Here is a 22,971-nt window from a genome sequence, read left to right as displayed (position 1 = left end):
ACGGAACGCTGATCTCAGGTCCCGGGTCCGCGCGCTGTGAGGTCCCGGGTCCGCGCGCCGCGAAACCCGGGCCTCCGCCCCGCGCCTCCGCAACGCCCGGCCCTCCCGGCCCGCCGGAGCCGGGCCCGCGACCGGCCGCCGCGCCCGCCCCGTCCGATCCCCGCCCCCGTCCGATCCCCGCCCCGGCGGGGCGCCCGACCCGGGTCCCGCCCCGACCACGCCCGCCCCGCTCCCTCCCCCGCCCCAGGATTAACCCCTGGTCAGCCTTGTCTCAAGCCCGCCTTAAGGATCACGGAAGCGCCGCCGGGACGCGGGTTCCCGTGCACGGGCGGACCTAGGGTTCCGGATGTGACCACCGAGGCCAGCCACCCTCTCTACGTACCCCTCACCGTGCCGCAGGCCCCCGCCGCGCCCCGCCGTCCGTCCGCGCCCCGCCGCCGCCCGTCCGCGCCCCGCCCCCCGGCCGGGCGGCGCCGTCCCACCGGGCGCCGTCCGGCCGAACGCCGCCCGGCCCCGCCCTCGCCCGCGCTGCGGCTCGCTCCCGAGCGCCTGCGCACCGGGATCGTCGCCGGCGCCGGGGCCGTGTCCCTCCTCTGGGGTCTCCAGGCCCGGCCCTCCGCCCGGCTCGACGCCTTCTTCGCCACCGGCGCCCACCTCACCGGTCTCCTCGCCGGGTACGGCGTCCTCGTGCTCCTGCTGCTCATGGCCCGGGTCCCGGCCGTCGAGCACGGCGTCGGCGCCGACCGGCTCGCCCGCTGGCACGCCCTCGGCGGCCGGTACGTCCTCCTCCTGATCGCCGCCCACGCCGTCCTCGCCCTCTGCGGCTACGCCGTGCACACCCGCACCGACCTCCTCGCCGCGACCGGGGGCCTCCTCTCGTACGGGGCGATCGCCGCCGCCGCCGTCGGCACCGTCCTCTTCGCCGCCGTCGGCGTCACCTCCGCCCGGAGCGTGCGCCGCCGGCTCCGGCACGAGACCTGGCGGGCGGTCCACCTCGGCGCGCTGCTGGCCGCCGCGCTCGGCTTCGTCCACCAGCTCGCGGGCCCCGACGTCGCCGGCGTCCTCCTCACCCGCTGGCTCTGGTCCATGGCCCACGGCACCGTCGCCGTCCTCCTCGTCTGGTACCGGATCGTCGTTCCCGTCCGCGCCGCCCTCCGCCACGACCTTCGGGTCGTCGAGGTCCGCGACGAGGGCCCGGGAGTCGTCTCGGTCCTCGTCCGGGGCCGGGGCGTGGCCCGGCTGTGCGCCGAATCCGGCCAGTTCTTCCGCTGGCGGTTCCTGCGGCGCGGGCTCTGGGCGACCGCCCTGCCCTTCTCGCTCTCCGCGCCGGTCCGCGACGACACCCTGCGGATCACCGTCAAGGCCCTCGGCGACCACACCCGCCGCATCCGGCGCGTCCGGCCCGGCACCCGGGTCCTGGCCTCGGGCCCCTTCGGGGCGCTCACCGCCCACCGCCGCACCCGTCGCAAGGTCCTGCTGCTCGCGGGCGGGGTCGGCATCACCCCGCTGCGGGCCCTCTTCGAGACGCTGCCCGGCGGGCCCGGGGACGTGACCCTCCTCTACCGCGCCTCGGACGAGTCCGCCGTCGTCCTGCGCGAGGAGCTGGAGGCCATCGCCCGGGAACGGCAGGCCGCCCTCCACTTCCTCCTCGGCCCCTCGGACGGCTCCTTCGACCCGCTCGCCCCCCGCGCCCTGCGCGACCTCGTGCCCGGACTCGCCGCCCACGACGTGTACCTGTGCGGTCCGCCCGCGATGGCCCGGGCCGCGTTCGCCTCCCTGCGCCGGGCCGGGGTGCCCGCCTCCCGCATCCACAGCGAGGACTTCGACCATGCCTAGACACGGAGCGCCGTCCGCGCGACCCGTCCCCCGTCCGCGACGGGCCCGGCACCGGCCGGCTCCCGGCCTCCGGCGGGCCCGGCAGCTGTTCGCCGCCGGAGTCATCGGGGCCGGGGCGCTCGCCGCGACCCTGCTGGCCTCCTCCGTCACCCCGGCCGCCCCGCCCGCGCCCGACCGCGAACCGGGCGCGGCAAGCTCAGACGTAGCTCAACTCTCCCGGGATTGATGGACGGGGCGCCGGCCCCCTCCCTAGGCTCACGGACATGCCCGACATACCGCTGACCACGCTCGTCCTGCTCTGTCTCGCCGCGCTCGTGGCGGGCTGGATCGACGCCGTGGTGGGCGGTGGCGGGCTGCTCCTGCTGCCCGCGCTGCTGCTCGGTCTTCCGCACGTCCCGGCCGCGCAGGTCCTCGGCACGAACAAGGCCGTCGCCGTCGTCGGCACCACCGGGGCCGCCGTCACCTACGTCCGCAAGGCGCCCGTACAGGTCGGGACGGCGGTGCGGATCGGGCTCGCGGCCCTCGCCGGCTCCATGGGCGGGGCCTTCTTCGCCGCCGGGATCAGCAGCGAGGTCCTGCGCCCGGTGATCATGGTGGTCCTGCTCGGGGTGGCGGCCTTCGTGATGCTGCGGCCCTCCTTCGGCGCGCGGCCGGAGGGGGAGGAGCGGGCGCCGCTGACCCGGGCCCGGATCGTGACCGCGATCGTGGTCGTCGGCGGCGGCATCGGCTTCTACGACGGCCTGTTCGGGCCCGGCACCGGCACCTTCCTGGTCCTCGCCCTGACCGCCGTGCTCCACCTGGACCTGGTGACCGCCTCGGCCACCGCCAAGATCGTCAACGTCTGCACCAACGCGGGCGCCCTCGCGATGTTCGCCCACCAGGGCACCGTGTACTGGCAGCTCGCCGCCGTCATGGCGGTCTTCAACCTGGTCGGCGGGACGGCCGGGGCCCGGATGGCGCTGAGCAGGGGCACCGGGTTCGTGCGCGGGGTGCTGCTCGTGGTGGTCCTCTCCCTGGTCGCGAAGCTCGCCTTCGACCAGTGGACGTGAACCGTCACCGCGTCCCGGCGGGCCGTCACCGCACCCCGATGAGGTGCCCGAAGGCGACCACGTTCCCCTGGTAGCCGTTCTTCTTCGAGAAGCCGCCGCCGCAGGTGATCACCCGGATCTCGGCGCGGTCCGCCTCGCCGTACACCTTCGCGTCGGGGAAGGCGTCGTTCTCGTACACCTCGACCGCGTCGACCGTGAACACGGCGGTGCGCCCGTCCTCCCGGTCCACCTCGATCCGGTGGCCCTTCCGGAGCGCGCCGAGGGTGTAGAAGACGGCCGGGCCCTCCGCGTTGTCGACGTGGCCCGCGACGACGGCGGTGCCCTTCGCGCCGGGCGTGGTGCCGTCGCCGTACCAGCCGGCCAGGTTCCGGTCCCCGGCCGGCGGCACGCCGAGCGAACCGTCCGCCGCCAGGCCGAGCCGGGTCATGGGCGCGTCGACGCCGGTCTCGGGGATGCGCAGCCGCACCGGCGCGGAGGGCGGCAGCGGGTCGGCGGCGGCGTCGGTGTGCACGTTCGGCCCGGCGGCGAAGGCCTGGGCGGCGGACGGCACGGGCGGGGTGACGTGCTCCGACCCGTTCTGGACGAGCCAGAGTCCGGCACAGGCGGCCGCCGCGACGCCCCAGCCCTTGATCCTGCTGCTCACCTGGATTCCCTCGGTCTCTCCGGTCCGCGGTCCTCCCGGTCCGCGGCCCCTTCGGCCTGCGACCTTCCGGTTCCGTCCTCCCCCCGGTCCGCGGCCTTCCGGCCCGCGCCCGGCGGGATGCGGTCCCGCCCCCGCCGGGCCCCTGTGCGGGCGCGGCGGGGGCGGGGAGGCGGTGCCTCAGTGCCCCCGCGCGCCGCTCGCCCGGCGGCGCAGGAGCCAGGCACCGCCGACGGCGGCCGCGGCCAGCACCGCCACGCCCGCCGTGACCTGGGCGGTGTCGGGGCCTACGCTGCCCCCGACACCGGTCTGGACGTGACCGCTCGGCCGCCGGTGCGTGACGGTCAGCTCGCCCCGGGCCTTCTTCCCGTTGTCGCAGACGACGCCGATGCGGTACGTGCCGGGTTTGGCGTGCTCCGGCACGATGAACTGCCCGACCACGACCTCCTTGTGGGTGCCCGGGCTCAGCCGGAACTCGCCCGCGCCGAGCCCGTCCGTGTTCCCCACGCCGTGTCCGTGCTTGCCGCAGGCGGGGGTGTTCACGGTGACCGTGGTGCCGGGGGAGGCGGACGACGGGTAGATCTCGAGGGGCTCGTACCGCCCCCCGGACTCGTTCCACTCCTCGCCGGCGTACGCCGCCGGGGCGCCGAACGCGCCGAACGCGACGACCGCCAGCGCGGTACCGGTGAACAGACGGGCAGTGGTGCGCATGGGGTCCTCCGGAGCGCGCGAACGGTCATGCCGGGGCGGTCCTCCCGGGAGGGACTTCCCGGAGACGGACCTGCTGTGACCGACATAAAGTCCGCGGCGCGCCTCCCGCCTGCTGAAGCGGCGTCAGGAAGGGGCCGTTCGACAGGACGTGCCGCCCGAATGCCGGGCGTTTTCGCAGGTCGGGGCCGTTTCCGACACGCCGGGTCCCGGTCCGCGCCGAACGGGTGACCGGGGCGTCCGCCCGCCGTGCCGTCCCTCAGGGGCGGATCTCCTCCGCCGGCACGCTCCCGTACGCCGCGTACACCCGCTCCATCAGCTCCTCGTCCACCGCGAACGCCACCCCGTCGATCGCCGTCACGGGCGCGATCGTCCGCGCGCTGGTCACGAACGCGGCCCGGTGGTCGCGGAGCCCGGCCAGGGTGACCGGCCGCCGGACCGACCCGAGGCGCCGCTCCAGGAGGGTCATGGTGACGCCGCGCAGGCAGGGGGCCGACGGCCAGACCACCGAGGTCCCGTCCCAGAAGGCGATGTTGGCGACGGCGCTCTCGGCGATCTCGCCGGACGGGGTGGTCAGCAGCGCCTCGTCGTAGCCCGCGCGCCGGGCCGCCTCGCCGTGGTGGCGCTGCCCGAAGCCGCCCGGGTGCTTGATGTGCGGGGCGGGGCGCTCGTACGCGACGCTCGCCAGGCGCTGCGGGGCGCCGGGCCCGTCCGGTGCCGGGGCGCGGACGGTCACGACCGTGCGGACGCCCTCGTACACGTACACCCGGACCGAGGCGTCCCGCCGTCCGGCGGCCTCCAGGGCCCCGGCGACCAGCCCCCCGACCCGTCCGCCGTCCAGGCCCCGGCCGAAGAGTTCGCGGGTCGAGCGGTCGAGCCGTTCGAGGTGGGCCCCGAGCCCCTTCGCGCGCCCGTCCCGCACCTGCATCGCCGTGAAGTGGCCGTAGCCGCCCATGAGGACGCCGAGGAGCTCCGGATCGGTCACCGGGACGCCGTCGGCCTCGATGTGGGGGCGGTCGGCGGCGGGGGGCGGGGGAGGGGGCGTCATGGCCTCACGGTAGGGGGCCCCGCCGCCTTCCCGCCGGGCGCCCCGGAGGACCGCTTGACCTCAACCAAACATGAGGTACCACGATCACCGTCATGGACCTCACGAACCCCTCGCGGCCCGCCGCTCCCTCCGCCCCCCTCTCCCTCGCCCTCGTCGTCGCCAGCGACCGCGAAGGCCGCTTCGCCCCCGTCCTCGCCGACTGGCTCCTCTCCCGCCTCGCCGGGCGCGAGGACTTCGCCGTCACCGTCGTCGACCTCGCCGGGGCGAACCTCCCGACCTCCCTCTCGCACGACCCCTCCCCGGCCGTCCGCGCCGCGCTCGCCCGGATCACCCCCGCCCTCGCCGCCGCCGACGCCTTCGTCGTCCTCACCCCCGAGTACAACCACTCCTTCCCGGCGTCCCTCAAGAACCTGATCGACCGTCACTACACCGAATGGCGGGCCAAACCCGTCGGCTTCGTCTCCTACGGCGGGATCTCCGGCGGCCTGCGGGCCGTCGAACAGCTCCGCCAGGTCTTCGCCGAACTCCACGCCGTCACCGTCCGGGACACCGTCTCCTTCCACCACGTCCACGGCCTGTTCGACGAGGACGGGCGGCACCAGGACCCCACCGGGGCCGAGGGCGCGGCCAAGACCCTCCTCGACCAGCTCGCCTGGTGGGGCCACGCCCTCAGGGACGCCAGGGCCGCCCGCCCCTACGACGCGTGAGGGAACCGGGCCCGCACGCCCGGCTGCACGCGGCTTGGTCCGCCCGCACGCCCGGCTGCACGCGGCCCGGTCCGCCCGTACGGTGGAGACGTGATCGTCACCGTCCGCACCACCACCGACGCCCGCGCCAAGGCCGACGCCCTGGCGCGCGGTGCCGTCGAGGCCCGGCTCGCCGCCTGCGCGCAGGTCTCGGGACCCGTCACCTCCGTCTACCACTGGCGGGGCGCGATCGAGACCGCCGAGGAGTGGCAGGTGGAGTTCAAGACCACCGAGGCCCGCCACCCCGCCCTGGAGGCGCACCTCCTCGCCGCGCACGGCTACGAGACGCCCGAGATCCTCGCCACCCGGGTCACCCGGGTGAGCGAGGGGTACGCCCGCTGGGTCGAGCGGGAGACCGCTCCGGACCCGGCGGCCGGGGGCCCGGTGGCCGGTGACGAGCTGCCGTTCTTCATGTACGGGACGCTCCGTCCGGGCGCGTACAACCACGACCGGTTCCTCGCCGGCCGGATCGGCGCCGAGGCCGAGGCCGTGCTCGACGGCGCCGTCCTGCACGACGGGCCGGGCTACCCGTACGCCGTCCCGGCGGAGAGGGGCCGGGTGACGGGCACCCTGCTCACGCCCGCGCCCGGCGCCTACGGGGAACTGTTCGGCCTGCTCGACCGCCTCGAACTGCCCGCCGGGTACGAGCGGGTGGCGAAGGACGTCGTACGGGTGCGGGACGGGGCGCGGGTCCCGGCCTGGGTGTTCCTGGCGGCGCCGGACGCGCCCCTCGGCCCGGTCATCGAGAGCGGCGACTGGTTCGCGCGCTGACCTCGGGCACGTTCCGGGCGCACCGCGCACACCTCAGGCGCGTTCCAGGCGCACCGCGCACACCTCAGGCGCGTTCCAGGCGCACCGCGCACACCTTGAACTCCGGCATCCGCGACACCGGGTCGAGCGCCGGGTTCACCAGGGTGTTGGCCCGCCCCTCGCCCGCCCAGTGGAACGGCATGAAGACGGTGTCGGGCCGGATCGACGGGGTGATCCTGGCCGGCGCGACGGCCCGCCCGCGCCGCGAGACCACCGCGATCCGCTCGCCCTCGCCCACCCCCAGCCGCTCCGCGAGCCGGGGGTGCAGCTCCACGAAGGGGCCGGGCGCCGCCGCGTTCAGTTCGCCGACCCGCCGGGTCTGCGCCCCCGACTGGTACTGGGACACGACCCGCCCGGTGGTCAGGACGACCGGGTACTCGGCGTCCGTCTCCTCGGCCGCCGCCCGGTGCGTCACCGGCACGAACCGGGCCCGCCCGTCGGCCGTCGCGAACCGGTCGAGGAACAGCCGGGGCGTCCCCGGGTGGCCGGGCGAGGGACAGGGCCAGAAGACGCCCCCCTCCTCCTCGACGCGCCGGTAGGTGATGCCCGAGTAGTCGGCGGGCCCGCCGGCCGAGGCGCGCCGCAGCTCCTCGAAGACCTCCTCGGGGTCGGTCGGGAAGCCCTTCTCGATCCCGTTCCCGTCCCCCAGGAGCTCCGCGAGCCCGTGCAGCACCTCCAGGTCGCCGCGCACCCCGGGGGGCGGCGCGAGGGCGCGGCGGCGCAGCAGCACGCGCCCCTCCAGGCTGGTCATGGTCCCGGTCTCCTCCGCCCACTGGGTCACGGGCAGGACGACGTCGGCGAGCGCGGCCGTCTCGGAGAGCACCACGTCCGCGACGGCGAGGAAGTCGAGCGACCGCAGCCGTTCCTCGACGTGCGCGGCGCGCGGCGCGGAGACCACCGGGTTGGAGCCCATGAGGAGCAGGGCCCGCACGTCCCCGCCGAGCGCGTCGAGGAGTTCGTACGCGCTCCTGCCCGGCCCCGGCAGCGATTCCGGCGCCACTCCCCACACGCCGGCGACGTGCGCGCGGGCGGCGGGGTCGTCCAGTTTGCGGTAGCCGGGCAGCTGGTCGGCCTTCTGGCCGTGTTCGCGGCCCCCCTGCCCGTTCCCCTGGCCGGTGAGGCAGCCGTACCCGCTCAGCGGCCGGCCGGCCCTTCCGGTGGCCAGGCACAGGTTGATCCAGGCGCTCACGGTGTCGGTGCCCTTGGACTGCTGCTCGGGGCCGCGCGCGGTCAGCACCATGCCGCTGCCGGCGTCGCAGAACATCGCGACCGCCTCGCGCAGCAGGGGCACGGGCACGCCGGTGATCCGCTCGACCTGCTCGGGCCAGTGGGACATGGCCCCGGCCCGCGCCGCCTCCCAGCCGGTGGTGCGTTCCGCGACGAACTCCTCGTCCACCCGCCCCCCGGCGACCACCAGGTGGAGCATGCCGAGGGCGAGCGCGAGGTCGGTGCCGGGGCGCGGGGCGAGGTGCAGATCGGCCTGTTCGGCGGTGCGGGTGCGGCGCGGGTCGACGACGATCAGCTTCCCGCCGTTCTCCCTCAGTTCGGTGAAGAAGCGCAGGGCGGGCGGCATGGTCTCGGCGGGGTTGGAGCCGACGAGGATCACGCACCCCGTCCTCGGGACGTCCTCCAGGGGGAAGGGCAGGCCCCGGTCGAGGCCGAAGGCCCGCTGGTGCGCGGCGGCCGCCGACGACATGCAGAAGCGCCCGTTGTAGTCGATCTGCGAGGTGCCGAGGACGATCCGGGCGAACTTGCCGAGGCTGTACGCCTTCTCGTTGGTGAGGCCGCCGCCGCCGAAGACCCCCACGGCGTCGGGGCCGTGGCCGGCCCGGGCCCGGCGCAGCCCGTCCGCGACGGCGGCGAGCGCCTCCTCCCAGGACGCGGGCACCAGCGCCCCCGTGTCGGGGCACCGGACCAGGGGCCCGGTGAGCCGGACCCGGGGGGAGAGCACGGCGGGCGCGGTGCGGCCCTTGCCGCACAGGGCGCCCCGGTTGACGGGGAAGTCCGTCCGCTCGACCACCTCGACGGGCGACTCCGGTGCGCCGGTGGGACGCAGCGACATCCCGCACTGGAGCGCGCAGTAGGGGCAGTGGGTGGGGACGGCGGTGGTGTCGGACATGCGGCCAGGGTGGGACGGGAGTGTTACGCGGGGCGGCGCGGCGTATTACGGGCGCGGTGCCATGCCCTCCGCCGGGCGGGCGGCGGGGGGTGAGGGCGGTCCGGGCTCAGCGCTCCGGGACCGGGGACGCCAGCGCCTCCGTGACGCCCCTCTCGCGCGGTCCGAGGAAGCGCGGTTCGGGCCGCAGCCCCGCGTCGAGGGCGGCCTTGCCCGCCGCGAACAGCTCCCGGGTGGTGCCGTAGTACCAGGTGCGGTCGCGGGGCTCGGCGACCCCGACGCCGTACGCGTCGACGCCCGCCCGTCCGCACAGCGCGACGGCCCGCTGGACGTGGAAGTCCTGGGTGACGAGGACGGCCCGGTCGACGCCGAAGACCTTCCGGGCCCGGACGCAGGAGTCCCAGGTGTCGAAGCCCGCGTGGTCGCTGACGATCCGCTCGTCCGGCACCCCGCGCCCGGTGAGGTACGCGCGCATGGCGCCGGGCTCGTCGTACGCGGTCCGGCCGTTGTCGCCGGTGACGAGCAGGACCCGGACCCTGCCCGTGCGGTACAGCTCGGCGGCGGTGTCGAGGCGGTGGGCGAGGTACGGGGTCGGCCGCCCCTTCCACAGGCCGGCGCCGAAGACGAGGGCGACGTCCCGGGCGGGCACGTCCGCGGTGGTGCGGAGCCTTCCGGCGGCGGCCGTGTGCGTCCAGGTGGCCGGCAGGAGCGCGAGGACCGCGCCCGCCATCACGGCCTGGACGGTGCGGCGGCGGGCCCGGCGGGAGCGGGGGAGCCACCGGGCGGACCGTGCCGGCATGCGGGAACCTCCGTGGATCGGTGTCGTGCTGTCATCCGGTCCGACGCGTTCCGGCCGGATTCGGTTCGCCGGCCGGCCGGCCGGTTCCGCCGAGCGCGCCGGCCGGGACCGGGCCGGGCGGCGTGCGGGGCGGCCGGGCGGGGTGGCCGGGCGGAGGGGAAGGCCGGCGCCGGGGACGTCCTCGCGATGGAAGGGGCATTCCGCTGCGCGGAACCGAAGGGAAAAAAGAAGGGGTCGGGAGGCGGGAACATCCGTACGATCCGTCCGTGACCACCGACGCCGCCGCCCGCGCGGACCTCCTCGACGCAGCCGTCCGCAACAACGCCGAATGGTGCCAGGCCATGTGCCGCGCCCACGGACACCCCGGCACCTTCGGGCCCCGCGCCTGGACCAGCGACCGGCGCACCCCGCTCTACTACCCGGACGCCGTGACCCTGACGGAGGACGCGACGGCCGGGGACGTCCTCGGCGCCATCGACCGCTCCGCTCCCGGAGCCTCCGTCAAGGACTCCTTCGCCCGCCTCGACCTGGCCGCCGAGGGCTTCCGGCTCCTCTTCGAGGCGCGCTGGATCCACCGGCCCGCCGGCCTCCCCGTCCCCGCCGCCACCGGCGACTGGCGGCCCGTCCGCACCCCGGAAGGGCTCGCCGCCTGGGCCCTGGGCTGGAGCGGCGGCGACGCCGGGGAGGCCGCGCTCCTCCACCCCCGCCTCCTCGACGACCCGGCGACCGTCGTCGTCGGCGGACACGCGCCCGACGGCCGGCTCCTCGGCGGCGCCGTCCTCAGCGCGAGCGCCCGCGTCACCGGCGTCTCCAACCTCTTCGCCACGGACGGCACCGACCCCGCCCTCGTCTGGGCGGGCGTCCTCGCCGCCGCTCCCGCCGGCCTCCCCGTCGTCGGCTACGAGTCCGGCGACGCCCTCACCGACGCCCTCGTTGCCGGCTTCGGGGAGACCGGCCCGCTCCGGGTCTGGCTGGACGCCTGACGACGCCCGGGGCCCGGAGGTGAGGTCACGGCAAACAACCGTGACCCGGCCGCAACGGGCGGGCAACGCGCCCCCGTCAGGATCGGTGCGGGACGGAGCCCGACGGGGTGCGTCCGGACGGCCGCCCGCGAGGGAAGCCAGACGAGGAGGTACGCCCGCCATGACCAGTCCCGCCGCCCGCCCACCGGCCGCCCGCCCGCCCCGCGGGGAGGCCCCCGTCCTCGTCGCCGTCGGCCACGGCAGCCGCGACCCCCGGGCCCGCGCCACCCTGGTCCGGCTCCTCGACCGCGTCCGCGCGCTGCGCCCCGGACTCGACGTCCGCCTCGCCCACATCGAGCTGAACGCCCCGCTCCTGGACGAGACCCTCGCCGCCCTCGCCGCCGAGGGCCGGGAGGCGGTCCTCGTCCCGCTCCTCCTCGCCCCCGGCCACCACGTCACCCACGACCTGCCCGCTGCCGTCGCCGCCACGCCCGGCCTGCGGGCCCGCGTCGCCGGCCCCCTCGGCGCCCACCCCCTCCTCGCCGAGGCCCTCGCCGGCCGTCTCGCCGAAGCCGCCCGGGCCACCGGGGAGGACCTGGACCCGGCGACCACCGGGGTCGTCCTCGCCGCCGCCGGTTCCCGCGACCCCCGTTCCGGCGCCGAGACCCGGCGCATCGCCGCCCTCCTCGGCGAACGCCTCGGCGGCGTGCCCGTCCTCCCCGCCTACGCCTCCGCCGCCGCGCCCACCGTCCCCGACGCCGTCCGCGCCCTCACCGCCCGGGGCCGCCGGCGGATCGCGATCGCCTCCTGCTTCACCGCCCCCGGCCTCTTCGCCGCCCGTGCCGCCGCGCACGCCCCCTGGATCGCCGCCGAACCGCTCGGCGACCACCCGGCCCTCGCCCGCCTGGTCCTCCACCGCCACGACGGCGCGTCCCCGCCCGGCCCCGCCGCCCCCGCGCGGGAACCCGCCCCCGTCCGGGGAATACTGTCGGCCCCTCCGGTTACCTTCGAGACATGGAAGGCATCGCAGACACCGAGGACAGCACGGACACCACGGGCATCACCGGCACGGGCGACACCCCCGGCTACGACCCCGCCGACACCGAACGCTGGGACGCCGAGCCCGACAAGCGTCCCGGACGCACCGCCTTCCAGCGCGACCGCGCCCGCGTGCTGCACTCCGCCGCGCTCCGCAGGCTGGCCGGCAAGACGCAGGTCGTCACCCCCGGCACGCGGAGCCACGCCTGGGACGCCAGCCCCCGCACCCGGCTGACCCACTCCCTGGAGTGCGCCCAGGTCGGCCGCGAACTGGGCGCCGCCCTCGGCTGCGACCCCGATCTGGTCGAGACCGCCTGCCTCGCCCACGACATGGGCCACCCGCCCTTCGGGCACAACGGCGAGCAGGCCCTCAACGAAGTCGCCGAGGACTGCGGCGGCTTCGAGGGCAACGCCCAGTCGCTCCGCCTCCTCACCCGCATCGAGCCCAAGCGCTTCGTCGAGGGCCCCGGCGGCGTCCCCGTCAGCGTCGGCCTCAACCTCACCCGGGCCGCCCTCGACGCCGCCACCAAGTACCCCTGGGGACGCGGCGGTCACCCCACGGACCCCGGCTCGCCCAAGTTCGGCGTGTACGAGGACGACCTCCCCGTCTTCGAGTGGATCCGGCGGGGCGCCCCCGCCCACCGCAAGTGCTTCGAGGCCCAGGTGATGGACTGGTCCGACGACGTGGCCTACTCGGTCCACGACTTCGAGGACGGGCTGCACGCCGGGCACATCGACCCCAACCTCCTCCTCGCGGAACCCGAGCGCGCCGACATCTGGCAGGTCGCGATCGGCCGCTACGTACCGGAGGACACCGACCCGGGGGAGCTGGCCGACGCCCTGGACCGGCTGCTCGACCAGGAGTGGTGGCCGCACGGATACGACGGCTCGGCCGTCGCCCAGGCCCGCCTCAAGGACGCCACCAGCCAGCTCATCGGCCGCTTCTGCCTCGCCGCCGAGGGCGCCACGCGCCGGGCGTACGGCTCGGGCCGCCTCACCCGCTACCGCGCCGAACTGGTCGTCCCCCGCGAGACCCGCGCCGAGTGCGCCGTCCTCAAGGCCGTTGCCGACCGGTACGTCATGCAGCGCGCCGAGCAGGAGGTCCTCCGCGCCGACCAGCGGATCGTCGTCGCCGAACTGGCCGAGGCCCTCGTCGCCCGCGCGCCGGACGGACTGGAGCCGCAGTTCCGCACCGCGTACGACACGGCGTCCGGCGACCGGGCCCGCAAGCGCGTGATCGTGGACCAGATCGCCTCCCTCACCGACGCCTCGGCCCGCGCCCTCCACGCCCGTCTCCGCTCCGGACGGAGGTAGGGGAGCGCCCCGCGGCCCTCTTCCGCCGGTCCCCTCCGTGCGGGACGCTCGCATGCGGCCCCGGGGCGATACGGCCCGGAGAACGTCCGGGGGCGTAGGTTGGAAACGGTCGCAACGAGGAGGAAACGACGTGGTCGACGCAGATCAGACCTTTGTCATCGCCGGCGGGGGCCTGGCAGGGGCCAAAGCGGCGGAGACCCTGCGCGCCGAGGGGTTCAACGGCCGCGTGATCCTCATCGGGGACGAACGCGACCATCCCTACGAGCGCCCGCCCCTCTCCAAGGGCTACCTCACCGGGGCGGGGGAACGCGACGACGTCTTCGTCCACGACGCCGCCTGGTACGCGGCGAACGACATCGAACTGCACCTCGGGCAGGCCGTCACCGCGATCGACCGCGAGGCCCGCACCGTCCGCCTCGGCGACGGCACCGTCATCCGTTACGACAAGCTGCTCCTGGCCACCGGCTCCGAGCCGCGCCGCCTCGACGTCCCCGGCACGGACCTCACCGGCGTCCACCACCTGCGCCGGCTCGCCCACGCCGACCGGCTCCGCCAGGTCCTCGCCGGCCTCGGCCGGGACAACGGCCACCTGGTGATCGCCGGCGGCGGCTGGATCGGCCTGGAGGTCGCCGCCGCCGCCCGCGGCTACGGCGCCGAGGTCACCGTGGTCGAGTCCGACCCCACCCCGCTCCACCGGGTCCTCGGCCCCGAGCTGGGCCAGCTCTTCGCCGACCTCCACAGCGACCACGGCGTCCGCTTCCACTTCGGCGCCCGGCTCACCGAGATCGTCGGCCAGGACGGCCTGGTCCTCGCCGTCCGCACCGACGACGGCGAGGAGCACCCGGCGCACGCCGTCCTCGCCGCGATCGGCGCCGCCCCCCGCACCGCCCTCGCGGAGAACTCCGGGCTCGCCCTGGTGGACCGGGCCGACGGCGGCGGCATCGCCGTGGACGAGTCCCTGCGCACCTCCGACCCCGACATCTTCGCCGCCGGCGACGTGGCCGCCGCCCACCACCCGCTGCTGCGCACCCGCCTCCGCGTCGAGCACTGGGCCAACGCGCTCAACGGCGGCCCCGCCGCCGCCCGCGCCATGCTCGGCAGGCCGGTCTCCTACGACCGGCTGCCCTACTTCTTCTCCGACCAGTACGACCTGGGCATGGAGTACTCGGGCTGGGCACCCCCCGGCTCGTACGACCAGGTCGTGGTGCGCGGCGACACGGGCAAACGGGAGTTCATCGCCTTCTGGCTCAAGGACGGCCGGGTCCTCGCCGGGATGAACGTGAACGTGTGGGACGTCACAGAGCCGATCCAGAACCTCATCCGTTCCCGGGCGCGGGTGGACCCGGAGGCCCTCGCGGACCCCTCCGTGCCCCTGGACGGACTGATCTGATCACCCCCGTCTCCCCGTAGACTTCACGCGTGGCAGGCAGGATCAACGACGACGACGTGAAGGCGGTACGGGACGCGGTCCCGATCGACGCCGTCGTGTCCGAATACCTCCAGCTGCGCAACGCGGGCGGCGGGAACCTCAAGGGGCTCTGCCCCTTCCACGACGAGAAGTCGCCCTCCTTCCAGGTCAGCCCGAGCAAGGGGCTCTTCCACTGCTTCGGCTGCCAGGAGGGCGGCGACACCATCGCCTTCGTGATGAAGATCGACCACCTCTCCTTCTCGGAGACGGTCGAGCGCCTCGCCGCCAAGGCGGGCATCACGCTGCGGTACGAGGAGGGCGGCTACAACCCCGGTCACCAGCGCGGCGAACGCATCCGCCTGGTCGAGGCCCACCAGGCCGCCGCCCGCTTCTACGCCGACCAGCTCGGCTCCGCCGAGGCCGAGATCGGCCGGAAGTTCCTCGCCGGGCGCGGCTTCGACCAGGCCGCCGCCGAGCACTTCGGCGTCGGCTACTCCCCGGCGGGCTGGGACCACCTCACCCGCTTCCTGCGCGGCAAGGGCTTCTCCGACAAGGAGCTGATCCTCTCCGGGCTCTCCCAGGACGGCCGCCGCGGTCCCATCGACCGCTTCCGGGGCCGGCTCATGTGGCCGATCAAGGACGTCGGCGGTGAGATCGTCGGCTTCGGCGCGCGCAAGCTCCGCGACGACGACAACGGCCCCAAGTACCTCAACACCCCCGAGACCCCGATTTACAAGAAGTCGCAGGTCCTCTACGGCATCGACCTCGCCAAGAAGGAGATCGCCAAGAGCAGCCGGGCCGTCGTCGTCGAGGGCTACACCGACGTCATGGCCTGCCACCTCGCCGGGGTCACCACCGCCATCGCCACCTGCGGCACCGCCTTCGGCGGCGACCACATCAAGATCCTCCGCCGCCTCCTCATGGACAACGGCTCGGCCCGCGTCATCTTCACCTTCGACGGCGACGCCGCCGGCCAGAAGGCCGCCCTGCGCGCCTTCGAGGACGACCAGAAGTTCGCCGCCGAGACGTACATCGCCATCGCCCCCGACGGCATGGACCCCTGCGACCTCCGGCTCGCCAAGGGCGACGAGGCCGTCGCGGACCTGGTCGAACCCCGCACCCCGCTCTTCGAGTTCGCCCTCCGCCAGATCGTGCGGCGGTACGACCTGGAGACCCCGGCCGGCCGGGCCGCCGCCCTCGACGAGGCGGCCCCCGTCGTCGCCCGCATCAAGAACGTCGCCTCCCAGCACGAGGTCGCCGTCCAGCTCGCCGGCATGCTCGGCATCCTCGACACCCAGTTCGTCGTCCGGCGGGTCGCCCAGATCGCCCGCTGGCAGCGGCAGGGCGGTACCAAGGGCCCCGCCCGGCAGCAGCCCTCCCGGCCCGGCCACGCCGCCCCGGCCCCGGCCGCCGCCCCCTCCGGGCCCGCGCTCAACCTGCGCAGCCCCGCCCACCGCACCGAGCGCGAACTCCTCAAACTCGCCCTCCAGCGGCCCGAACTGGTCTCCCCGGCCTTCGACGCGTACGGCGCGGACGAGTTCACCGCCCCGCCCTACGCGGCCGTCCGGCAGTGCATCCAGGACGCGGGCGGCGCCACCGGGGCCCCCGCCGACTACCTCGACGCCGTCCGCGAGGCCGCCCCCGACGACACCGTCCGCGCCCTCGTCACCGAACTCGCCGTCGAGACGATCTTCGCCAGGACCGTGGACGAGGCCTACGCCGGCGACCAGCTCGTCACCGTCCGCCTCCGCGCCGTCGACCGCCGCATCCGCGACGTCCAGGGCACCCTGGCCCGCCTCGGGCCGAACGGCGACCCGGAGCGGACCGCGGCCGTGCAGAACGAACTGTGGGTGCTCACCCAGTACGGGCAGTCCCTGAGGAACAACGGCGCCGCCGCCCTCTGACGCTCGGTCACCCGGCGAACCCAAAAAGTCACCGCACGCCCCTCGTGGCGGCGTTGTGTCGTACCCCACACTGGGTGACGGTGCCGTTCCGCCCCACCTGGAGGTCGCCCGCCGTGCAGACCCAGACCGTGCCGCAGGACCAGGCAGAACCCGGCGGGAACCGGACAGCGCCCGGCGAGGACCGGCCGGAACCCGGCGAGGACCAGGCAGAACCCGGCGGGGACCGCCCGGCGCCCGGAGAGGACCGGCCGACGCCCGGCGGCGGCACGGAGGAACCCGGCGGCGACGCCGGGGAGGCCGCGCTCCCGCCCCGGCGCCAGCGCCCCGACCCCGGCGGCAACGGCCTCTCCTCCGACCTCTTCCGGCAGTACCTGCGCGAGATCGGCCGCATCCCGCTCCTCACCGCCGAGGAGGAGGTCGAACTGGCCCGCCGCGTCGAGGCCGGCCTCTTCGCCGAGGAGAAGCTCGCCGGCACCCCCGACCTGGACACCCGCCTCGCGGACGACCTGGACCGGCTGGTCGTCCTGGGCCGGATCGCGAAGCGCAGGCTCATCGAGGCCAACCTCCGCCTCGTCGTCTCCGTCGCCAAGCGGTACGTGGGCCGCGGCCTCACCATGCTCGACCTCGTCCAGGAGGGGAACCTCGGCCTCATCCGGGCCGTCGAGAAGTTCGACTACGCGCGCGGCTTCAAGTTCTCCACCTACGCCACCTGGTGGATACGCCAGGCCATGTCCCGGGCCCTCGCCGACCAGGCCCGCACCATCCGCGTCCCCGTGCACGTGGTGGAACTCATCAACCGGGTCGTCCGCGTCCAGCGCCGCATGCTCCAGGAACGCGGCTACGAGCCCACCCCCGAAGAGGTCGCCGCCCAGCTCGGCCTGCCCCCCGAACGCATCGGGGAGGTGCTCCGCCTCGCCCAGGAACCGGTCTCCCTGCACACCCCCGTCGGAGAGGAGGACGAGGTGGCCCTCGGCGACCTCATCGAGGACGGCGACGCCACCTCCCCGGTCGAGTCCGCCGCCTTCCTGCTGCTCCGCCGTCACCTGGAGGACGTGCTCTCCACCCTCGGCGAACGCGAACGGAAGGTCGTCCAGCTCCGCTACGGCCTGGACGACGGCCGCCCCCGCACCCTGGAGGAGATCGGACAGCTCTTCGGCGTGACGCGCGAACGCATCCGCCAGATCGAGTCCAAGACCCTCGGCAAACTCCGCGACCACACGTACGCGGACCAGCTCAGGGGATACCTGGACTGAGGGACCGGACCGCGACGGAAGGGGGGCCCGCGCCGCACGGCACGGACCCCCCCGGGGGCGGTCGCCGGTCAGTCGACCTCCGCCACCGCCTGCGCGAACTGCGCCGCGTACAGGCGCGCGTAGGCCCCGCCGGACGACAGCAGGTCCTCGTGCGTGCCCTGCTCCACGATCGAGCCGTTCTCCATCACCAGGATCACGTCCGCGTCCCGGATCGTGGAGAGCCGGTGCGCGATCACGAACGAGGTCCGCCCGTGGGCCAGACGGGCCATCGCCTTCTGGATCAGCACCTCGGTACGGGTGTCGACCGAACTGGTCGCCTCGTCCAGGACGAGGATCACCGGGTCCGACAGGAACGCGCGCGCGATGGTGATGAGCTGCTTCTCGCCCGCGCTGACCCCCGTCCCCTCGTCGTCGATGACGGTGTCGTACCCGTCGGGCAGCGTCCGGACGAACCGGTCGGCGTGCGCCGCCCGCGCCGCCTCCTCGATCTCCTCCCGGGTCACCGGACGCGTCGCGCCGTACGCGATGTTGTCCGCGATGGTGCCGCCGAAGAGCCAGGTGTCCTGGAGGACCATCCCGATCGCGGTCCGCAGCCGCTCGCGGGAGATCGTCGAGACGTCCACCCCGTCCAGGGTGATCCGGCCGCCCGTCACCTCGTAGAACCGCATCAGCAGGTTCACCAGGGTCGTCTTGCCGGCGCCCGTCGGGCCGACGATCGCGACCGTCTGGCCCGGCTCCACCGCGAGCGACAGGTCCTCGATGAGGGGCTTGTCCTCCTCGTAGCGGAAGGAGACGTGCTCCAGGGCGACCTTCCCCCTGAGCTCCAGGGGCTTCCCGTCCGCCGGCACGTCGGGCTCCTGCTCCTCGGCGTCGAGCAGTTCGAAGACCCGCTCGGCCGAGGCGACGCCCGACTGCACCAGGTTCGCCATCGACGCCACCTGCGTCAGCGGCATCGAGAACTGGCGCGAGTACTGGATGAAGGCCTGCACGTCACCGATGGAGAGCGTGCCGCTCGCCACCCGCAGACCGCCGACCACGGCCACCAGGACGTAGTTGATGTTCGAGAGGAAGAACATCACCGGCTGCATCACGCCGGAGTTGAACTGCGCCTTGAACCCGGCCTCGTACAGCGCCTCGTTCTGCTCGCGGAAGTCCCGCGCGGACTCCTCCTGCCGCCCGAAGACCTTCACCAGGGCGTGCCCGCTGTACATCTCCTCGACGTGCGCGTTGAGCGTGCCCGTGGACTTCCACTGCTGCACGAAGTGCGGCTGCGAGCGCTTGCCGATCCTCGCCGCGACGAACACCGAGAGCGGCACCGTCACCAGCGCCACCAGGGCCAGCAGCGGCGAGATCCAGAACATCATCGCGAGCACGCCGACGATCGTGAGCAGCGAGTTGATCAGCTGGCCCATCGACTGCTGGAGCGTCTGCGAGATGTTGTCGATGTCGTTGGTCGCCCGGGACAGCACCTCACCGCGCTTGGCCCGGTCGAAGTACGACAGCGGCAGCCGCGCCAGCTTCGTCTGGACGTCCTCCCGCATCCGGTAGACCGTCCGGTTGATCACCCTGATCGACATGCGGGTGGAGACCAGCATCAGCAGGCCCGCCGCCACGTACACCGCCAGGACCAGGAGCAGCACCTCGCCCACGGCGGAGAAGTCGATCCCCCGGCCCGGAGTGAAGTCGACCCCGGACAGCATGTCCGCCATGCCGTCCTGGCCGCGGGCGCGCAGCCCCTCCAGGGTCTGTTCCTTCGTGGCGCCCGCGGGCGTCTGCCGCCCGACCACGCCGGCGAAGATCAGGTCCGTCGCCCGGCCGAGGATCTTCGGCCCGACGACGGAGGCCGCCACCGAGAGCACGCCGGCGACCAGCATCGCCCAGAGCGTGCCGCGCTCGGGCGCGAGCTGCCGCAGCAGCCGCCTGCCCGACCCCTTGAAGTCCATCGACCGCTGGTCGGGGCCGCCACCGGCCATCATGCGTCCGCCAGGACCGGCCATCAGGCTGCCTCCGCCTCGGTCAGCTGGGAGAGCACGATCTCCCGGTACGTCTCGTTGTCCGCCATCAGTTCGTGGTGCCGCCCGGTGCCCACGACCCGGCCCTCGTCGAGGACCACGATCCGGTCGGCGTCCCGGATGGTCGACACCCGCTGGGCGACGATCACCACGGTCGAGTCCGCCGTCTCCTCGGCCAGCGCGGCCCGCAGCAGGGCGTCCGTCTCGTAGTCGAGCGCGGAGAACGAGTCGTCGAAGAGGTAGATCCCCGGCCGCTGCACCAGCGTCCGCGCGATCGCGAGCCGCTGGCGCTGTCCGCCGGAGACGTTGGTGCCGCCCTGCGCGATCGGGGAGTTCAGGCCGTTCTCCAGCTTCCGCACGAAGTCGGCCGCCTGGGCGACCTCCAGGGCGTGCCACAGCTCCTCGTCGGTCGCGTCGGGCTTCCCGTACCGCAGGTTCGTCGCCACCGTTCCCGAGAAGAGGTACGGCTTCTGCGGCACCAGGCCCACCGTCCGCGCCATCAGGGCGGGGTCGAGCCTCCGCACGTCCACGCCGTCGACCAGGACCTCGCCGCCGGTCGCGTCGAAGAGGCGGGGCACGAGCCCGAGCAGGGTCGACTTGCCGCTGCCCGTCGAGCCGATGATCGCGGTGGTCTCGCCGGGCCGGGCGACGAGCCCGACGCCCTTGAGGACGGACTCCTCCGCGCCCGGGTAGCGGAAGTCCGCGTTCCTGATCTCCAGGTGCCCCCGCCGGTCGAGCGTGGTCACCGGGTCGGCCGGCGGCACCACGCTGGAGTCGGTCGCGAGGACCTCCTCGATGCGCTCGGCGCACACCTCGGCGCGCGGCACCATCATGAACATGAAGGTGGCCATCATGACGGCCATCACGATCTGCATCAGATAGGCGAGGAAGGCGGTCAGCGCGCCGATCTCCATCCCGCCGCTGTCGATGCGGTGCGCGCCGAACCAGACCACGGCCACGCTGGACACGTTCACGACGGTCATCACCGTCGGGAACATCAGCGCCATCAGGCGGCCGGTCGCCAGCGACACGTCGGTCAGCTCGCCGTTGGCCCCCCGGAAGCGCTCCTCCTCGTACGCGTCCTTCACGAAGGCGCGGATGACCCGGTTGCCGGTGATCTGCTCGCGCAGCACCCGGTTCACCGTGTCGAGGCGCGTCTGCATCGTCCGGAAGAGCGGCCGCATCCTCCGGACGATCAGCGAGACGGCGACGCCGAGCACCGGCACCACCGCGAGCAGCACGCCGGACAGGGGCACGTCCTGGCCGAGCGCCATCACGATGCCGCCGACGCACATGATGGGCGCGGAGACCATCAGCGTGAACGCCATCAGGACCAGCATCTGGACCTGCTGCACGTCGTTGGTGGTGCGGGTGATCAGCGAGGGCGCGCCGAAGTGCCCCAACTCCCGCGCGGAGAAGGACTGCACGCGGTCGAAGACGGCGCCGCGCACGTCACGGCCGAGGGCGGACGCGGTCCGCGCGCCGTAGTACACGGCCCCGACGTTGCAGACGACCTGGACGACGGAGACGCCGACCATCAGGGCGCCGAACCGGAGGATGTAGCCGGTGTCCCCCTCGACGACGCCGTTGTCGATGATGTCGGCGTTCAGGGTCGGCAGGTAGAGGCTCGCGCAGGTCTGCAGGAACTGGAGGAGGACGAGCAGCGCGATGGGTTTTCGGTAGGGCCGGAGGTGGGTTCGGAGAAGTCTTATGAGCACGGGACTTACTATCGCCCGCGGACCCGGGCCGTTACGACCGGTTTCCCGGGCGCGGGAAAGCCTGGCGAAGACTTTGCGAAAGGACCCGGCGGGCGTCCCGCGGGCCCCGGCGACCGGGCCCGCGGGACACCCGCCGGAGCCCGTCTACGCGTCGAACGCGCCCGGGTGGATCTGCTCCCGCGTCGCCGTGTACTGCTGCCGCACGGCCTGTCCCGCCGCCAGTTCCTCGCCCGGCTCCAGGACCTGGGTGGCGGCGCCCCGCCAGGCCGGGGGAGCGGACGGGGAGAGCGTGCCCCGCGCGACCCCGAGGGCCCACGCGGCCTGCCGGGCCGCGCCGAGCGCCGCGTAGTCGGCGGGCTGCGGGACGACGACCTGGGCGCCGAAGACCGCCGGCGCGACCGCCTGCACGGCGGCGAGCGCGGCGGCGGCACCGAGCAGGAAGACCCGCCGCACCTCGACGCCCCGTCCCCGCAGCACGTCCATGCCGTCGGCGAGCGAGCACAGCATCCCCTCGAACGCCGCCCGCGCCAGGTGCTCGGGCTTCATCGCCTCGCGCCGGAGGCCGCTGAGCGTGCCCGCCGCGTGCGGCAGGCTGGGGGTCCGCTCGCCCTCCAGGTAGGGCAGCAGGACGAGGCCGGAGGCGCCGGGCGTCGACTTGAGGGCGAGCGCCGAGAGCTCTTCGAGGGAGTCGAGCCCCAGCATCTCGGCGGTGCCGCGCAGCGCCCGCACCGCGTTGGAGGTGGAGACGACCGGCAGGTGCATGCCGGTGGCGTCGGCGAAGGAGGTGATCATGCCGCCGGGGTCGGCGAGGGCCTCGTGGTGCACGGCCATCACGGAGCCGGAGGCGCCGAACGAGACCACCGCGTCACCGGGGCCGAGCCCGAGTCCGAGCGCGGCGGCCATCGTCTCGCCGGTGCCGGCGGAGATCAGCAGCCCCTCGGGGGTGGTCCCGGCGGCCTCGGCCGGGCCCAGGACCTCGGGCAGCACGGCCTGGTGGCCGAGCGCGAGCTCCACGAGATCGGGGCGGTACGCGCCGGTGCGGGCCGACCAGTAGCCGGTGCCGGAGGCGGCGCCCCGGTCGGTGGTGCGGCGGGCGGGACGGCCGAGGAGCTGCCAGACCAGCCAGTCGTGCGGCTGGAGGACCATGGCCACCCGCCGGGCGTGCTCGGGCTCGGTCCTGGCCAGCCAGCGCAGCTTGGCGACCGGCTGCCCGGAGCCGGGCACGCTGCCGACGGCCTCGGCCCAGGCCTGCCGCCCGCCCAGCGATTCCACGAGGTCGGCGGCGGCGACCTGCGCCCGTTTGTCGTTGCGGACGAGCGCGGGCCGCACGAGGCCGCCCTGCGCGTCGAGCGGTACGAGCCCGTGCTGCTGCGCGGAGACCCCGATGGCCTCCACGCCCTCCAGGAGGCCGCCGGTGGCGGCCTCCCCGAGCGAGAGCAGCCAGGTCTGCGGATCGACGTCCACGGCCTTCGGCTCGCCGGGGTGCGGAGCGTACCCCTGGCGCAGTACGGCACCCGTGTCCGCGTCGCAGACGACGATGCGTGTGAACTCAGCAGAGCTGTCCAGTCCGGCGACTATCCCCATGCCGACCGATTCTGCCGCACGCGGGG

Annotated in this window: 17 protein-coding genes and 2 pseudogenes; 11 read left to right on the top strand and 8 right to left on the bottom strand. The window is 74.8% G+C overall.

What is annotated here, in order from left to right; translation table 11 throughout:
• Positions 1-348 precede the first annotated feature (348 nt).
• Both ACZ3IL_RS07175 and ACZ3IL_RS07170 read left to right on the top strand, forming a co-directional pair.
• On the top strand, positions 349-1,836 hold the full coding sequence (locus tag ACZ3IL_RS07175) for a ferredoxin reductase family protein (RefSeq protein WP_467387476.1): 1,488 nt from the start codon (positions 349-351) through the stop codon (positions 1,834-1,836).
• A 263-nt stretch (positions 1,837-2,099) separates the two neighbouring features.
• On the top strand, positions 2,100-2,885 hold the full coding sequence (locus tag ACZ3IL_RS07170; RefSeq protein ID WP_467387474.1) for a sulfite exporter TauE/SafE family protein: 786 nt from the start codon (positions 2,100-2,102) through the stop codon (positions 2,883-2,885).
• Between the two features lie 25 nt (positions 2,886-2,910).
• On the opposite strand, the gene ACZ3IL_RS07165 is transcribed toward ACZ3IL_RS07170, so the two are convergent.
• The 3 genes from ACZ3IL_RS07165 to ACZ3IL_RS07155 all read right to left on the bottom strand — a co-directional run bounded on the left by ACZ3IL_RS07165 (position 2,911) and on the right by ACZ3IL_RS07155 (position 5,281).
• A complete protein-coding gene (locus tag ACZ3IL_RS07165; protein ID WP_467387472.1) occupies positions 2,911-3,528 on the bottom strand; it encodes a class F sortase in 618 nt (205 codons plus the stop codon).
• Positions 3,529-3,705: 177 nt separating this feature from the next.
• Entirely contained in the window at positions 3,706-4,236 is a 531-nt protein-coding gene (locus ACZ3IL_RS07160; protein ID WP_467387470.1) for a hypothetical protein, read from the bottom strand.
• A gap of 256 nt (positions 4,237-4,492) precedes the next feature.
• Complete coding sequence (locus ACZ3IL_RS07155) at positions 4,493-5,281, bottom strand: aminotransferase class IV (RefSeq protein WP_467387468.1); 789 nt, start codon at positions 5,279-5,281, stop codon at positions 4,493-4,495.
• A 92-nt stretch (positions 5,282-5,373) separates the two neighbouring features.
• Between ACZ3IL_RS07155 and ACZ3IL_RS07150 the strand changes: the two genes are divergently transcribed.
• From ACZ3IL_RS07150 to ACZ3IL_RS07140, 3 genes and pseudogenes are all read left to right on the top strand, one after another.
• Entirely contained in the window at positions 5,374-5,988 is a 615-nt protein-coding gene (locus ACZ3IL_RS07150; protein ID WP_467387466.1) for an NADPH-dependent FMN reductase, read from the top strand.
• Between the two features lie 90 nt (positions 5,989-6,078).
• Positions 6,079-6,387: pseudogene (gene cutA / locus ACZ3IL_RS07145) on the top strand (divalent-cation tolerance protein CutA); the annotation flags it as partial.
• Between the two features lie 51 nt (positions 6,388-6,438).
• On the top strand, positions 6,439-6,798 hold the full coding sequence (locus ACZ3IL_RS07140) for a gamma-glutamylcyclotransferase family protein (protein WP_467388188.1): 360 nt from the start codon (positions 6,439-6,441) through the stop codon (positions 6,796-6,798).
• A 64-nt stretch (positions 6,799-6,862) separates the two neighbouring features.
• On the opposite strand, the gene ACZ3IL_RS07135 is transcribed toward ACZ3IL_RS07140, so the two are convergent.
• Both ACZ3IL_RS07135 and ACZ3IL_RS07130 read right to left on the bottom strand, forming a co-directional pair.
• Positions 6,863-8,956: a molybdopterin oxidoreductase family protein gene (locus ACZ3IL_RS07135; protein WP_467387464.1), complete on the bottom strand. Its 2,094-nt coding sequence runs from the start codon at positions 8,954-8,956 to the stop codon at positions 6,863-6,865.
• 106 nt (positions 8,957-9,062) lie between these two features.
• Positions 9,063-9,752 (bottom strand): SanA/YdcF family protein, encoded by a 690-nt coding sequence (locus ACZ3IL_RS07130; RefSeq protein ID WP_467387462.1) that lies wholly within the window; start codon positions 9,750-9,752, stop codon positions 9,063-9,065.
• Between the two features lie 341 nt (positions 9,753-10,093).
• Here ACZ3IL_RS07130 and ACZ3IL_RS07125 point away from each other — a divergent pair, with 341 nt between their 5' ends.
• The 6 genes and pseudogenes from ACZ3IL_RS07125 (at position 10,094) to ACZ3IL_RS07100 (ending at position 17,631) form a co-directional block, all read left to right on the top strand.
• Positions 10,094-10,735 (top strand): hypothetical protein, encoded by a 642-nt coding sequence (locus ACZ3IL_RS07125; RefSeq protein ID WP_467388187.1) that lies wholly within the window; start codon positions 10,094-10,096, stop codon positions 10,733-10,735.
• A 160-nt stretch (positions 10,736-10,895) separates the two neighbouring features.
• Positions 10,896-11,675: pseudogene (locus ACZ3IL_RS07120) on the top strand (sirohydrochlorin chelatase); the annotation flags it as partial.
• 53 nt (positions 11,676-11,728) lie between these two features.
• The gene (locus ACZ3IL_RS07115) at positions 11,729-13,066 is read left to right on the top strand and encodes a deoxyguanosinetriphosphate triphosphohydrolase (RefSeq protein ID WP_467387460.1); all 1,338 of its coding nucleotides are present in this window, start codon (positions 11,729-11,731) and stop codon (positions 13,064-13,066) included.
• A gap of 130 nt (positions 13,067-13,196) precedes the next feature.
• Positions 13,197-14,456 (top strand): NAD(P)/FAD-dependent oxidoreductase, encoded by a 1,260-nt coding sequence (locus ACZ3IL_RS07110; RefSeq protein ID WP_467387458.1) that lies wholly within the window; start codon positions 13,197-13,199, stop codon positions 14,454-14,456.
• 29 nt (positions 14,457-14,485) lie between these two features.
• Positions 14,486-16,378, top strand: a complete 1,893-nt coding sequence (gene dnaG / locus ACZ3IL_RS07105) for a DNA primase (RefSeq protein WP_467387456.1) — start codon at positions 14,486-14,488, stop codon at positions 16,376-16,378.
• Positions 16,321-17,631 (top strand): RNA polymerase sigma factor, encoded by a 1,311-nt coding sequence (locus ACZ3IL_RS07100; RefSeq protein WP_467387454.1) that lies wholly within the window; start codon positions 16,321-16,323, stop codon positions 17,629-17,631. The genes dnaG and ACZ3IL_RS07100 overlap by 58 nt, the downstream gene beginning before the upstream one ends.
• Before the next feature lie 68 nt (positions 17,632-17,699).
• On the opposite strand, the gene ACZ3IL_RS07095 is transcribed toward ACZ3IL_RS07100, so the two are convergent.
• From ACZ3IL_RS07095 to ACZ3IL_RS07085, 3 genes are all read right to left on the bottom strand, one after another.
• On the bottom strand, positions 17,700-19,628 hold the full coding sequence (locus ACZ3IL_RS07095; protein WP_467387452.1) for an ABC transporter ATP-binding protein: 1,929 nt from the start codon (positions 19,626-19,628) through the stop codon (positions 17,700-17,702).
• Positions 19,628-21,361 carry an ABC transporter ATP-binding protein gene (locus tag ACZ3IL_RS07090; protein WP_467387450.1) on the bottom strand — a complete coding sequence of 578 codons (1,734 nt, stop codon included), beginning with the start codon at positions 21,359-21,361 and terminating at the stop codon, positions 19,628-19,630. Before ACZ3IL_RS07090 ends, ACZ3IL_RS07095 begins: the two co-directional genes overlap by 1 nt.
• A 144-nt stretch (positions 21,362-21,505) precedes the next feature.
• Positions 21,506-22,945, bottom strand: coding sequence for an FGGY family carbohydrate kinase (locus ACZ3IL_RS07085; RefSeq protein ID WP_467387448.1), 1,440 nt, complete (start codon positions 22,943-22,945; stop codon positions 21,506-21,508).
• Between the last annotated feature and the right edge of the window lie 26 nt (positions 22,946-22,971).

This window comes from Streptomyces sp. NPDC014907 (genome assembly GCF_055562975.1).
This window is presented reverse-complemented; position numbering and strand designations above follow the sequence as displayed.